Raw genomic sequence first — 14460 nt, forward strand, 5'->3', positions numbered from 1 at the left:
CAAATTCGTTTGCGTTTTCCCTTCAAATGGTTAGGATATTCTTTCGGTGTCAACAACTACAATCCCGATCTTTCCATTGCCGGGCATCATTCTCTTTCCGGGAACTTTTTTGCCTCTGCACATCTTCGAACCTAGATACAGGATGATGCTCGATTATTGTTCCGAGTCGGGGGAAGAGATGGCGGTCGCTCCGATTCGGATGGAATCCTTGAAAAACAACGATCCTCATCCCGAAATCGAGACGGTATTCGGCTGGGGAACCATCGTCCGAAAGGACCCGCTCCCCGACGGCCGCTCGAATATCTTATTGGAAGGAAAGGGGATCGCAAGACTGAGCGGGTATGAGACTTTGGACCCGTTTCGGATCGGGATCGTGGAAAAAATTCCTCCGGAACGCTCCCGTACCGAAAACGAGATTTTTCGGGATTTATTCGATCGCATCCTTTCTCTGACCAAACGGATCCTGCTTTCTGAGGGGGCTCAGGAAGAACTCATTCTTAGAATGAACGATCTTTGGGGGCATCCTTTTCCGGTGGATTTCATCTCATCCATATTAAACTTCGATTTTGATAAAAAACAGGAGATTCTGTCCAACTCGGATCCCGTGCAAAAAGCCAAGGTTTTACTTTGGATCGTGGAGGAAATGAATCTAGGAGAATGAGAGATTCCGAAGTTCTCTTTCCTGAATTTGCGTTCCGAAATCTACTCTACCACTTTGCTGAACAATCTTCTAGAAAGAACGAAACGTTCTAACCACCATTTGGAATCCACATGATCGAAGATCACTCCTCTGGTCGAGGATGCGTGGACAAACTCCTTGGGTGAAAGCACGAGTCCGACATGAGTCACTTTGGACTGGCTGGGAGATGCCGAAAAAAAGATCAGGTCCCCCGCTCTCATTTCGTCGTGTTCCACCGAAACACCCAGTTTCGACTGAGCGCTAGAAGCCCTCGATACCAGTCTTTCCGGAACTCCGATCCGTCCGTCGGTCAAGGCCCTATATGTGAATCCGGAACAATCCGTTCCCGTCTTGGCCGAAGACCCCCATTTGTAAGGAGTTCCGACCCATTCTCCCGCGACTTTTTTCAGAGTCGAAGCGGAAAGAACATGCCAATCCTCCTTCTCCTCGCTGTGAGGTGGGACAGGCTCGTTCGGCTCGGGAAGATTCGGAACAAGCGGAGGTTCGGAAATCGGCTCGAATTTCGGTCGGTCTCCGATCACGATTTGGCCTACTTCGTTTAACGAATTTTCTACGGATCTCGCTTTGGAAAGAGAACCCCCCTCTCCTTTTTCCGTCTGAGAATGCAATTTTTTCAAATTCGATAAAAGAATATAAGAAGTTCCTTCCAATTTTCCGTCGAGAACCGATTTAAAATCGGATTCCCATCTGGACCAGGGTTCTTTGGGACCTTTCGGGCTGAAACGATTTAGGATCCTTGTCGCCAATCGGTTCTGGGGAAAATCCACCAATTTGCCCGCGGCCAGAGCCCTCCCAGCCGCCAAGACGGAAAAACCGGACCAGTTTCTTTCCAAAGCGGTGTCCAAAAAACGATTCCGCACCTCTTCAGAGATTCTGGCTTGGCTCGTTTCCTTTAGGTAAAGAACGATATAGGGAAAATCCTTTTCCGGGATTTCCCGTTTTGCGGAAACGGGAATCGCGTCTTCTGACTCCTCGAAAGAGAAACCGAATTTTCGGGCCGTATCCATTTTCAGGATCAGATCCGCGACCGTTTCCGGAGACAGACCTTCCAAAACAGCCCAAGGGATCAGATTTTTCGCGATCTGAAGAACTTCCTTTTCGTTCGCTCTACGGCCGATCTTTTGGAATACCGCATTTTGGATGAGTAAGCTTTGGCTTTTGGAAAAGTCCTGTTTTAACAGGTCTTGAAACGGATCCGCAGCGAGAGAGATCGGAAAGCTCAGAAATAGGACCGCGAAAAAAACTGGCTTCATCTTACACCATGCATCCAAGATTCCAATTTTTTTCGGAAGAGATAGAGAATGAAAGCAGTGCAACCCGGCACGATCACGAAGAGAAGAAAAAATTCGGACAGATGATCCCTTCCTCCCATGGTCCCCGCCAATTCTCCCGCGATCAAATGACCGAAAAAACTGGATAAGAGAAAAATTCCCATCATCATCGACCCGGATTTTGGCGGCGCTAATTTCGTGATTAGGGAAAGGCCTACCGGAGAAATAAACAGTTCGCCGAAAGTATGCAATAGGATCGCGAGAATGATCCACCAGGAGGAAAATTTTCCTTGGGTCAAAGAGGTAGCTAGACACAAAACTAAAAACCCCGAAGCTAAAGTCACCAGAGCCATGGAAAACTTCACCACGCTTGAAACGTGAATCCCGGAAGATTCGAGTTTTTTCCAACCTCCGGACACGACCAATGAAAACAGAATGACGAAGATCGGATTCAGAGACTGGTAATTCGCAGCCGGGATCGTCCACCCGTATAAATTCCGATCCACATACCTGTCTATGATCAGATTCAAGGAAGATCCCATCTGCTCGAAAGAGGCCCAGAATATGATCGTAATTCCCGAGAACACAAGAATCGCTCGGATCCGATCCCGAGTTGCGATCGCGGAAGTCGACTCCGTTTGCGCTTCTGCAGAACCGCCTAACGCCGCTCCCGGCACGAAAGAATTCTTCGGAAGAACAGAACTCCAGGTTCCGAAAATGAGAAGACCGGTAAGCATTCCCAAAGCGGCCACACCGAATCCGAAATGCCAGCCGTAAATTTCGGCGATATTGGCACAGGCCCAGGTACCAAGGACCGCGCCTAGGTTGATTCCGAAATAGAAGATCGTAAACCCCGAATCTTTCAGATCCGCCTTTCCCTCCAGCTCGTAAATTTTCCCTACGACCGTGGAAATGCAGGGTTTGAAAAATCCGTTTCCTAGAATAAGCAATCCCAAACCCAGAAAAAACGTTTCAGTTCCGTTTATGGCAAGGGAGAGATGGCCAAGCATCATCAGGAGCCCGCCTAAAAAGATGGAAATCCGATAACCTAAAAATCGATCCGCAAGAAAGCCTCCGAAAATCGGAGTCAAATATACGAGCCCGTTATAAATCCCGTAAATTCGATTGGCTTCCTGGTCGGCGAGAAACCAGGACTTCGTCAAAAAAAGGACCAACAAGGCCCGCATTCCGTAAAAGGAAAACCGCTCCCACATTTCTACGAAAAATAGGAGAAAAAGGCCTTTGGGATGTCTCAATTTCCTTTGGCTCTGGATTTCCATTGAGGTTCTTGTACTTGTGATTCAAAATTCGCGTAACGTGCCGCTACGAAAAGATGGTCGGAAAGCCGGTTTAAAAACCGTAGATTTTCGGGATGGATGGGAGATCCTCCATCCTTTGCTTTTACGAGATCCCTTTCCAATTTTCTTGCGATCGTGCGAGCCACATGTAGGAATGCCGCCGCTTGCGATCCTCCGGGAAGAACGAAATGCTTTAAGGGAACTAGGGATGTTTCCCAAGCGTCTATTTCTTGTTCCAATTGTAGGACGTCCTCCTCTAAAATACAGGAGGTGCCGTCCTTTTTATGAAAGCCGGCCAATTCGGAACCCAATTCAAAAAGCAAATTTTGGATCCGATCCAGAATCCCTTTTAGCTCGGAAGAAGTCTTTAAAAAAGAAACGGCCACACCCAGGACGGAATTCAATTCGTCCGCTGTGCCGTACAATTCCACTCGAATGTCACCTTTGGAAACGCGGGTTCCGGAGGCCAAAGAAGTCGTACCGGAATCCCCTTTTTTGGTATAAATCTTCATAAATAACGGGAATTAAGGGACAAAATCCGGGAAGGCGTAGAATTTTCCCTAGCAAAAGAGAGGGGTTCGGGAAAAAAAGTTGCAGTGCAACCGCAAAAAGATATAATGAAAGTACAAATTCCCTTATAGACAGTATCGCCTTTTTCGCTTAGTGTCTTTAACGGGAGATAGAAAAAAAGTCCGTCCCTTCGGAAAAAGAGGGGTGGAATTCGCAGTGGAACCCGGTCGCCTGGGGGGCTCCCTCCCCTCAAAAGAGCCGGAAATATAGGTTCGGACGGATCCGAGCCTCTTCTACAGGGAGGTTGTCGATGATTATCAATCACAACATCGGTGCTCTTCGTACGAATAACGTATTGAAGACAGTCAATCAAGACCAAGACAAAGTTGCGGAGAAACTCTCCACAGGAATGCGCATCAACCGCGCCGGGGACGATGCTCTCGGATTTTCCGTTTCGGAAAGAATGAGAACTCAGATCCGCGGGATTGCTCAAGCGGAACGGAATGTGATGGACGGAGTTTCCTTTATCCAAGTGACGGAAGGAAACTTGGAGCAGGTGAATAATATTCTCCAGAGACTCCGAGAACTTTCCATCCAAACCTCCAACGGCATCTATTCCGACGAGGATCGGAAATTGGTCCAACTGGAAGTGGACCAATTGATCGACGAAGTGGATCGCTTGGGAAAATCCGCGGAATTCAACAAGATTCGGCCTCTGAGCGGGAACTATTCCAAGGAATCCAAGAATCCCATCCAATTGCATGTGGGACCGAACCAAAATGAAAGATTGGAGATCTTCGTGGACGCGATGAATGCGGCAGCTCTCCAGTTGGAAAACAACGGGAAGAAGCAAACTTTGTCCACTCCTGCCTCTTCCAACTCGATGATCGGAATTTTGGACAACGCGATCCAGAGAGTCAACAAACAGAGATCCGATTTGGGGGCGTACTACAATCGTCTCGAAATCACAGCGGAAGGTCTACAGGCGAATTATATCAATATGGTCGCCGCAGAAAGTAGGGTTCGCGACGCGGATATGGCGGAACATATCGTTGAATTTACGAAAAATCAGATTTTAACGAAAAGTGGGGTCGCCATGCTCGCGCAAGCGAATATGAGACCGGAGCAAGTAGTCAAGTTGCTTAGCGAAAGATTCGGTTGATTTTTAGTAAAACCGTTCCTATACATTTTCTCTTGCTGGATTTCTAGTAAGGAGAAAGAATTTACAAAATTGAAACGAAAGGCCCGCGAAGAATGCGGGCCTTTTTATAACTTTTTGTAAAGTTTCGGGAGGCCGACGGACCTTAGAATGAATTCCGAAGTGGCGAGCATACGATTTTTAGGAGCGGTGGGGACGGTTACCGGTTCCAAGTTCTTGTTCCAGGCCTTGGGAAAGAATGTACTCATCGATTGTGGATTGTTCCAGGGGATCAAGGAACTGAGGCTTCGAAATTGGGAGTCACTCCCTCCGGAGGCGGCGCATATCGATGCGGTTTTACTGACTCACGGGCATTTGGATCATACGGGGTACCTTCCCCGATTGGTAAAATCGGGATTCTCCGGAGAGATCTTCGGAACGGAACCTACGCTTGAAATCGCGGAAATCATCCTGAAGGATAGCGCCCGATTGCAAGAGGAAGATGCGGAAGCGGCCAATAAGCACGGATACTCCAAACATTCTCCCGCCCTCCCCCTTTATGATTCCGAAGATGTGGAAAAAACGATTTCCCATTTTCGAAAACAAACGTTAGACGCTCCTTTTGAGCTATTTCCCGGAATTCGGGTCCGCTTTTTTTATGCGGGTCATATTTTGGGAGCGAGTTCGATCGAGATCCGGGTGAAAAACAAGACTTTCGTGTTTTCAGGAGATTTGGGTCGAAAGGAAGATCCTCTTCTGTTTCCTCCCAAAAAGCCGAAGCAAGCTGACGTGGTTCTGATCGAATCTACCTACGGAAATCGGATACATTCCGAAGACTCGGCGGGGAAATTGGTCTCCTTGATCAACGAATTCCATCGCAAAAACGGAACCATCGTCATCCCCAGTTTTGCCGTGGAAAGAACTCAGCTCCTCATGTATTTGCTTTGGAAATTGCGCACCGAAGAACGGATCCCTTCCATTCCGATCTACATGGACTCTCCTATGGGCCAGCATATTCTAGAAGTCTTCCGCCGCGCAGGAGAAGGTTGGCATAAACTGAATCGGGACGATTTAGAAAAGATTTGCGAACAGATCCGGATCGTGCAGCGCCCGGATGAATCCAGAAGGATTTCCGCCTTAAAAGAGCCGAAGATCGTAATTGCAGGAAGCGGAATGGTCACCGGAGGTAGGGTTTTGACCTATTTAGAGGAAACCTTAAAGGATAAAAATTCTCTGATTCTCCTCGCAGGGTACCAAGCGGAAGGAACCAGAGGGAGACAGTTATGGGAAGGAAAAAAAGAAATCAAAATTCGCGGAAAATGGCATCCTGTCCTTTGTTCCGTCGATATGATCGAAGGATTTTCGGCCCACGCAGACCAGGGAGAATTGTTGGATTGGCTGTCAGAGTTAAAAGGAACTCAGCCTAAGATTTTCGTGGTTCACGGTGAAAAAGACGGAGCCGAAGGGCTGAAGAAAAAGATAGAAACCGAATACTCTTGGGCGGTGGAAGTTCCGGAATACAATCAGGTGGAAACCGTTTCTCTGGATTAGAACGATTCCGGTTACCGACGGCTTCTAGAGAGTTTGGCAAAAAAACCCTCTCCGTCGGCAACCGTTGCAGGGGATGATTTAGAACTTATCCGCCTGCTCTTTGTACTTCGCGGATTCCAGGCTTACATGATCGGCGAGTTGTTTGTACTTCTTCCTTTCGGAATCTTCCGAAGTGGATTTTCCTCCACGATTCAAATTGCTCATGCTTCTATATTTTTCGGCCAATTCCTTTTGGTCTTGGGCTTTTCTCAGAAAATAGTCTTTCGCAATTTTCTTCAGTTCTGGGGTCGTAGCTTCGGCGATCAGAAGTTTTTCAAGCTCGCTGAAGGCGTGAATGTTGACCAACGGAAGGATGGTCAACATTAGAGTTGCAACTAACAGTTTTTTCATTTTGTCTCCAATGGCGGCGGATCGATTCCAATTTGTTTTTCTTGGTCCGCCTTTACATATTCTAGAAGTCGGAAGCCGTATTAGCAAGATGAAAATTGAAAAAATGGAACATTCCTTTATACTGTCTATTTTTTAAGCAGCTATACGTTTTTATCTTCTCCGTTATCTCTTACGTTTTGTTTTTTCCGGCGCCAAGTCGCGGACGAGAGAAAGGTCCGAACTTTCTTTCTTAGCTGGAACCGATCGACCGAATCTTCCCTCCTTCCAGAGCAGATAGATGGGGGGATAGACGAGCAGTTCCAAAAGGAAGCTGGTTACCAGACCCCCTACCATAGGAGCGGCGATCCGTTTCATTACGTCGGAACCGGTTCCGTCCGACCACATGATCGGCAGGAGTCCCATCATAGCGGCAAGTACGGTCATGATTTTCGGACGTACTCTATGAACGGCTCCGTGGATCACGGCCAGGATGCGATCTTCTCGGGTCAAAAAGCCTTTGGTACGTTCCGCGCTTTCGTAAGAGAGATCCAGATATAGGAGCATAAAAACTCCTGTCTCCGCATCCAGTCCCATTAAGGCGATCATTCCTACCCAAACCGCGACAGACACCTGGTAATCTAGTATGTAAAGAAGCCATACTGCTCCGATCAGTGAAAACGGTACGGCCAAAAGGACGATGAAAGTCTTGGCGTAGGACTTCGTGTTCAGATAGATCAAAAGGAAAATAACGAACAGAGTCAGAGGCAGGATGTACTTCATTCTCTCCCTGACACGGAGCATATTCTCGTACTGACCGCTCCATACGATGGAATACCCCGCAGGTATGGAGATTTTTTCCGCCACCGTTCGTTTGGCCCGATCCACAAAGCCCCCGATATCGGAGGTGGAAGTATCCAAGTAGACGTATCCCGCCAAAAATCCGTTTTCGTCTCGGATCATCGAAGGCCCGGTCTTTGTAGTTACGTCCGCAATTTCTCCGACGGGGATATGACCGAATTCCTTGGTCGGAACGAGTATGGATCGGATCTTATCGACCGAGTCTCTTAATTCTCTGGGATAACGGACATTGACTGAGAATCGTTCCCGTCCTTCGACGGTTTGTGTCACGGGTTCCCCGCCGATCGCGGCAACGACGATCTGTTGGGCCGAGTCGACCGAAATATTATATCTTGCCAGCTTATCCCGTCTCAGTTGGATATCCAAAAAATATCCGCCTGCTGTCCGCTCGGCGAATACGCTACGTACGTCCTTTTCGGTTCTTAAGACGGATTCTATCTGCACTCCGATCTTTTCGATCTCCTCTAGGGAAGAGCCTAAGATCTTGATCCCGATCGGGGTTCTCATTCCTGTACTCAGCATGTCGATTCTCGTCTTGATCGGCATAGTCCACGCGTTCGTCGCACCGGGAAATTGCATCTCTCGATTCATCAGATCTACGAGCTCGTCCTTGTTGAGTTTCGGATTGATGAATAAACGAAAAGGGGCTTGGAGCAGCTTCGGCCATCCGGAATAAAAGCGGTTTCCTTCCCGCCATTCTTCCTTGGACTTGAGAAGAATCACGGTTTCCATCATCGAAAAAGGAGCGGGATCCGTCGCTGTATCCGATCTACCAGCTTTACCGAATACCGTTTTGACTTCCGGAAACGATTTGAGTTTGCGATCCATCACTACTAGCAGCTTTTCCGCTTCCGCTACGGATATCCCCGGTAGAGTCGTAGGCATATACAGCAAGGATTCCTCATACAATTGGGGCATGAATTCGGATCCCAGGCTGAAATAAACGGGGACACTGACTAAGATCGCTAAAATTGCGGAAACAATCGTCGTCTTGGGTCGATTCAGAACCCAACGACATGCCGGTTCGTACAATCGAAATAATATCCTACTGACAGGATGTTTTTCCTCCGGATAATATTTTCCGACCAACAACGTGCTGGCTATTTTGGAGAGAATCGCGCTTTTGAATTGGAAAGGTTCCATTCTGGTAAAAACCATCCGGAAAGCGGGATCTAACGTGATGGCAAGAATTGCGGCGACCGCCATCGCGATATTTTTAGAATAAGCGAGAGGTCTGAAAAGTCGTCCTTCCTGATCGACGAGAGTGAAAATCGGAAAGAATGCGACCGCAATCACCAGAAGGGAAAAGAAAACGGAAGGACCTACTTCCAGCAGAGCTTCCAAACGGATCAGATGGTAATCCCCTTTTCTTCCGCCGGATTCCCATTCCTCCAATTTCTTATAAGCGTTCTCCACCTCTACGATCGCTCCGTCCACCAGTACTCCTATGGAAATTGCCATCCCCGCCAAAGACATGATATTCGCGTTGATATCCATCAGATTCATGGGAATGAACGCGATGATTACCGAAATCGGGATCGTTAAAATGGGAATGATCGCGGAAGGAAAATGCCATAGAAACAAAAGGATGACCAACGAGACGATCAGCATTTCTTCCACGAGTTTGAATTTTAGGTTGGAAATGGCATGCTCGATCAGTTCGGACCGGTCGTATGTGGTTACGATTTCCGTTCCGGACGGAAGGCTCTTCTTGAGATCCTCCAATTTCGTTTTCACTCTTTCGATCACGGAGAGTGCGTTTTCACCGTGTCGCATTACGATAGTGCCGCCGACTACATCCCCTTCCCCGTTCAAATCGGCGATCCCCCGACGGATATCCGGACCGAATTGTACGGAGGCGACGTTCCTGAGTAAAATCGGAGTGCCGTTCACGTCCGTCGATAGCGGGATGTTCTCTATATCCTGCAAGGACCTGAGGTAACCCCTTCCTCGGACCATGTATTCCGCTCCGGAAATTTCCAAAAGACGACCGCCCGTCTCCTGGTTGCTCTCCTTGATCTTCTGGACGAGAGTTTCGAATCCTACATTATAGGATCTTAAAGCGTTGGGATGTACCGTGATTTGGTACTGCTTTTTGAATCCGCCGATTCCGGCTACTTCCGAGACTCCGGGGACGGAATTCAGGAGATATCTGAGGTGAAAGTCCTGGTAGGTCCGAAGATCCGCCAAAGTTTGACTTCCGGTCGTGTCTACCAAGGCGTACTGAAACACCCATCCTACTGCGCTCGCATCCGGTCCGAGTTCCGTTTTTACCCCTTGCGGAAGCTGAGCTTGGATCCGGGAAAGATATTCCAGAACCCTGGAACGGGCCCAGTATATATCCGTTCCATCCTGAAAGATCACGTATACGTACGAAAAGCCGAAATCGGAAAAACCGCGCACTACCTTGATTTTGGGCGCACCCAGCAGCGCGGTAACGATAGGATACGTCACCTGATCTTCGATGATGTCCGGGCTTCTATCCCACCTGGAATATACGATCACTTGCGTATCCGAAAGATCGGGGATCGCATCCAAGGGAATCGTTTTCATGGAAACGTAGGAAGCGACGAGAAGCGCCAACGTGAACAGCAAGATTAAAAATTTATTATTTGCGGAAAATCGAATTATGTTCTGGATCATTTTTTTCTCCGGATCAATGCTTATGTTCGCCCGAATCGCCTAGACGAATCCTCGCCTCGGAATCGATTAAAAAAGTGGATTCGGTCACGACAGTATCCCCTTCCTCCAATCCGGATAGAACTTCCGTCCAATTCTCTATCGTTTTTCCTGTTCGAATTTCCACTCCTCTGAATCGATCCGGTCCGGTGCGGACGTAAGCCAACTTTCTGGTCCCCGTATCCAAAATTGCGGAGGTGGGAACGCTTAATATCGCGGAAAAGGAGATTTCTATGTTTCCGTTCCCGAACATCTGAGGTTTCAAAAGCTGTTTAGGGTCCGATACTTCGCTTCGCAGTCGGAGCGTTCTGTTATTTTTATCCAGGATCGTATCTATGCTTTTGATTTTTCCTTCGAATTCGATGTTCGGATATACTTCCGTTTTGAAACGAAACGTAAGTCCCGCCTTCGCGCTGGAAAGATCCGATTCGTAAATTTGAGAATAGATATGAGCCTTTCCCCCCTTCCCACCTAGGATCAATTCGGACGGGTCTCTTTGGCCGGAAGTCCAGATTCTGATCTGCTCCGTCGACAGACCCAACTGCCTTAAACGTAGCTGTAGGTTCGTGATTGTGATCGAAGATCCCGTTTCGGGAAAGAGCTCGGACGATCTAAGCGCCGCCTTGTATTCCATCAAGGCCGCATACAAATCCGGATCGTAGGCCACATTGGAATATAGATTTATCTTTTTGGTAAGATTCCGTCGTAACACCTTGTCCGTTTTGATTCCGATGGATCTTTGTTTCTCTTCGGAAAGAAAAAATTCGTTCGCGGATTGTTCGGATGAGTTTCCGGTTTCTAATTCGGAAGAACGTTCCGGATCCTTCTTTTGATTCAATTCCGTGGCACCCTTTTTGACTAGGTCCATTCCGCAAATCGGGCAGGTACCGGGTCGGTCGCTAGTATAGGTAGGGTGCATAGGGCAATAATAAATTTCCTTTTTTTTGGCGCAAAAGATCGTCGAGACGAGGAGTGCGCAGAGCGTCGTTCTGAAAACGAGGCTTTTCGTTTGTCCAAACAGGTCGGAGATAAATCGGTTGGTCTTCGGTTGATTGAAAGCGTTCATTGTCTATAAATTTCCCTATCGGTCATCCATGTTTTTCATGGCTCGGGATTTTCGGTTCGCGGTAGATCAGGCTTAAGAGTTTGAGAAGATTCAAAACTGTCTCGTTTTTGCGCTCTTTCAAGTCCTCTAATCGAATTCTGGTATTCCAGACTTCCACCTGCGAAACCAACGTGTCCTGTAGGTTTGCTTTTCCGGGCGCATATAGAGAGGATCCTGCACGGACGATTCTCTCCATTTCCGGAAGTAATTTTTTTTCGATGATTTGGATCTGGTTGGAGGTTCCCCGGATCAATTCCATGTTTCGGGTGATTTCCGATACCAATTGAGAGCGGGTTTTGTCTACGGAATCCTTTCCCACTTCCGCTAGATGTTCCGTTTCTCCCGTGATGGAATTCCATTTCAAAGCGGACCAGACCGGAACCCTCATATTTACGCCTACGCTGAAAAGATCTCCTCTGTATTCCGTCGTATCCATGAGTCCGTAATTCAAAGGCCCGGTATCCGCCGCAAATGTTTGAGACCTTCTTTTCATGTAAGAGAAGAACACTTCCGTTTGCGGAGCCAGAGAATACTTCGTCAGCTTGGATTGTTCTTTGAGTCTTTTTTCCTCTTCGATTAGAATTTTATAATCCGGAGTTTCCTCCGCTGCCGATTTTCCGGAACCGGCGATCTCTCCCAATCTGCGTACGCTTTCTTCCAAGTAGGATTCCAGGTCGATCCCGTAAAAATCGTTCGAGGAAATTCGATTTTCGATCCGGTAATATTCCAGTTGAGAGGTCAGATCCTTAAGAAGAGTGTTGTATTCCTCCTGCTTTTCCAGAGCTTCCGTCCTTGCTACGGAAACCTTCAACGCTCCCGTTAAAGGAACGGACCCGGAGGAATAGGCGCCTTCCAAAACGGATTTTTGGACTCCCAGGAGTTCCAGAATTCTGGAATTGAATTCCTTCTTTCTCTCCGCTCTTTTATAGCGATTTAGGCGGATAAAAAAATCACCCAACATCCGATTGACTCCGACCTGATATCCCAGGCCGGCCTCGGCTTCCATGATCTTCGAAATCCGTTTCTCCGTTCCTAATTTTCCGGGAAACGGGAACTCCTGGGAAACGGAAAATTCGATTCCGGTCATGGTGGGAGTATCCAAGGCTCGGTTTCCGTTTAACGAATAACCGTTTCGAGTCGGATAATTACGATAAGCGAAACCGATTTTCGGATCCGGTAAGATTCCGGACGCTTCCGAATGCGATTTGTGCGCGTGTGAAACGCCGGCAAGAGTCTTCGCTTCCGGATGTTCCGTTGCCAGAATCTCCAGAATGTCCTCCAACTTTTTGTTCTCTCCGAAGACGGAAAAGGAGAGAAGGAATAGAAATGATAGAAAAAGAATGCGTAGTACGCTCATAAAATCCTCCAAAGTTAAAAAAGGGGAATTGAAAAGCGTCGGATTAAATTAGAAAAACTTGTAGAAAGTTGTATATACGGATCTTGGAAAAGGAACCGCTCTGGTTGGCAGCAATACTGTGGAAAGATGGATTCTCTAATTTCGCTTGTACCGGAAGAGAGAACGGGAGGGAAATGATTTCCATCTTCAACTTATCCAAGGAAACTCTGAAAACCGAGTCTTCCGAGGAAGCCGTAAAATCCTTTTGGCAGCAATCTCCAGATTCTGATTCCGAGGGTTCTTTCTGCGAGGATCGGTCCGTATGACAGAGTGGAACGCCCGCTTCCGATTGTGCGACTGTTTGGAAACGTTTCTGAGAACTGTCTATCGGGCAAATGCCGAAAAGACTAGCCAAGGAAGCGCAGGAAACCTGAAGCGCAAAGCCCAGGAGTAAAATTCCGGCCACTTTCTTGGAGGAATGCATCACAATGATCTGACTGAATCCGGGACGGCTTTGTCAAGAAAAAAAGTCACTTTTGATAAAACGGGTTACTTAAGACCACCGCAGTGGGGAAGACGATTTGGATTCGAACATAAAGATCCTCCGGTTGAAAACGATAACTCCCCTTTTTTTGCCCATAGGATCTGGAAAGGAGCTTCCCGTTTTTCCCGATAAAATCAACGGTTAAAGGGAGGTCCTCGAATTCGTAATAAACCTCTTTACCGTTCCGAATACCGAAGACTTTGAGTTTCGGATCCGCCAATACTCGGTCCATCTTCCGAACGCAGGCGTAATTACCCGCTTTCAGGGAGGAAAGGATATCCTTTTCTTCCAAGGAATCCGAATTGATCAGAACGTATCTCATCAAGGATTCTCCGTCCTGGTCCGACATCTTCGTGGCGAATTCTCGGAGAGACGGAAAGGAATCTTTCGTTACCTTTAGGTATTCCTCTTTGGGAAGGTAATGCAGGTCGTCGCTTGCCATGCAAAAAGAGGACACGCCTAGGCTTAAGAGTCGATCCCAATATTCCAGGATATCTCCGAAGGGGGAAAGGACTTCGATCGCATTGTAGCCGCTCAACTTTTCCAAAAAAGGAAGGGGGAAACTGTCGTATAAGGAAGGATGGTTGATCGTAACGAAATTCCCTTTCCGATTCTGCAGATCGATTTCCCATTGGATGTTTTCGGGAGAAGAATACAGCGGGAACATATCGTGATCCACTTCTCGGGAACCTAAAACGGTCATGTGCCGTTTTCGAAAATTTCTTCCCCATTCGTATCCCGACAATCCGGCGATTTTTCCCGAGGGAACGCGGGTGATCTTTTCGTAATCCGTAAACGCGAGCAATTCGTATCCGTGATTTGCATATACTTCCGCAACTTCTTCCGGGGAATTGCGAAGAGGCGTAAACCAAGCTTGATTCGTATGTAAATGGATGGCGGCCTTGGTCCATTTTTTTTTCTTAGAGGCCGCGTATGGATTCGATAACTCTCCTTTGTTCCATTCTCCGTGAGGTTTCATTTTTAAAGGGGAACGTAGGAAAAGAATCGCCCAGACGATCCATCCGAAAAAGAAAAGCGGAAGAACGGGGAGAAAATAGATCAGAACTCGTTTCCACATCGGAATTTTAAGAGATACCTCTC

12 protein-coding genes are annotated in these 14460 nt (G+C 47.6%); 3 read left to right on the plus strand and 9 right to left on the minus strand.

Going from position 1 to position 14460, the window contains the following annotated elements; translation table 11 throughout:
- Positions 1-37: 37 nt before the first annotated feature.
- Positions 38-661, plus strand: a complete 624-nt coding sequence (locus EHO60_RS14150) for an LON peptidase substrate-binding domain-containing protein (protein WP_210409378.1) — start codon at positions 38-40, stop codon at positions 659-661.
- Positions 662-702: 41 nt separating this feature from the next.
- Here the strand turns inward: EHO60_RS14150 and EHO60_RS14155 are convergent, their stop codons facing one another.
- From EHO60_RS14155 to EHO60_RS14165, 3 genes are read right to left on the minus strand one after another with little or no spacing between them, the layout of a single operon-like run.
- Positions 703-1953: a C40 family peptidase gene (locus tag EHO60_RS14155; RefSeq protein WP_135768865.1), complete on the minus strand. Its 1251-nt coding sequence runs from the start codon at positions 1951-1953 to the stop codon at positions 703-705.
- A complete protein-coding gene (locus tag EHO60_RS14160) occupies positions 1950-3251 on the minus strand; it encodes a peptide MFS transporter (RefSeq protein WP_135768866.1) in 1302 nt (433 codons plus the stop codon). The genes EHO60_RS14155 and EHO60_RS14160 overlap by 4 nt, the downstream gene beginning before the upstream one ends.
- Positions 3224-3781, minus strand: a complete 558-nt coding sequence (locus EHO60_RS14165; protein ID WP_135768867.1) for a cob(I)yrinic acid a,c-diamide adenosyltransferase — start codon at positions 3779-3781, stop codon at positions 3224-3226. Before EHO60_RS14165 ends, EHO60_RS14160 begins: the two co-directional genes overlap by 28 nt.
- Before the next feature lie 308 nt (positions 3782-4089).
- Between EHO60_RS14165 and EHO60_RS14170 the strand changes: the two genes are divergently transcribed.
- Together EHO60_RS14170 and EHO60_RS14175 are read left to right on the plus strand one after the other, a co-directional pair.
- The gene (locus EHO60_RS14170; protein ID WP_135768868.1) at positions 4090-4941 is read left to right on the plus strand and encodes a flagellin N-terminal helical domain-containing protein; all 852 of its coding nucleotides are present in this window, start codon (positions 4090-4092) and stop codon (positions 4939-4941) included.
- Positions 4942-5088: 147 nt separating this feature from the next.
- Positions 5089-6468, plus strand: coding sequence for an MBL fold metallo-hydrolase RNA specificity domain-containing protein (locus EHO60_RS14175; protein WP_135768869.1), 1380 nt, complete (start codon positions 5089-5091; stop codon positions 6466-6468).
- A gap of 78 nt (positions 6469-6546) precedes the next feature.
- On the opposite strand, the gene EHO60_RS14180 is transcribed toward EHO60_RS14175, so the two are convergent.
- From EHO60_RS14180 to EHO60_RS14205, 6 genes are all read right to left on the minus strand, one after another.
- Positions 6547-6858, minus strand: coding sequence for a hypothetical protein (locus tag EHO60_RS14180; protein ID WP_135768870.1), 312 nt, complete (start codon positions 6856-6858; stop codon positions 6547-6549).
- Between the two features lie 162 nt (positions 6859-7020).
- Positions 7021-10338, minus strand: a complete 3318-nt coding sequence (locus EHO60_RS14185; protein WP_135768871.1) for an efflux RND transporter permease subunit — start codon at positions 10336-10338, stop codon at positions 7021-7023.
- Between the two features lie 13 nt (positions 10339-10351).
- Positions 10352-11440 carry a heavy metal-binding domain-containing protein gene (locus EHO60_RS14190; RefSeq protein ID WP_135768872.1) on the minus strand — a complete coding sequence of 363 codons (1089 nt, stop codon included), beginning with the start codon at positions 11438-11440 and terminating at the stop codon, positions 10352-10354.
- A gap of 22 nt (positions 11441-11462) precedes the next feature.
- Positions 11463-12836, minus strand: a complete 1374-nt coding sequence (locus tag EHO60_RS14195) for a TolC family protein (RefSeq protein WP_135768873.1) — start codon at positions 12834-12836, stop codon at positions 11463-11465.
- A gap of 43 nt (positions 12837-12879) precedes the next feature.
- A complete protein-coding gene (locus tag EHO60_RS14200) occupies positions 12880-13302 on the minus strand; it encodes a hypothetical protein (RefSeq protein ID WP_167880234.1) in 423 nt (140 codons plus the stop codon).
- Between the two features lie 43 nt (positions 13303-13345).
- The gene (locus EHO60_RS14205) at positions 13346-14437 is read right to left on the minus strand and encodes a CehA/McbA family metallohydrolase domain-containing protein (protein WP_135768875.1); all 1092 of its coding nucleotides are present in this window, start codon (positions 14435-14437) and stop codon (positions 13346-13348) included.
- Between the last annotated feature and the right edge of the window lie 23 nt (positions 14438-14460).

The sequence above is a fragment of the Leptospira fletcheri genome (genome assembly GCF_004769195.1).
Classification (GTDB): domain Bacteria; phylum Spirochaetota; class Leptospiria; order Leptospirales; family Leptospiraceae; genus Leptospira_B; species Leptospira_B fletcheri.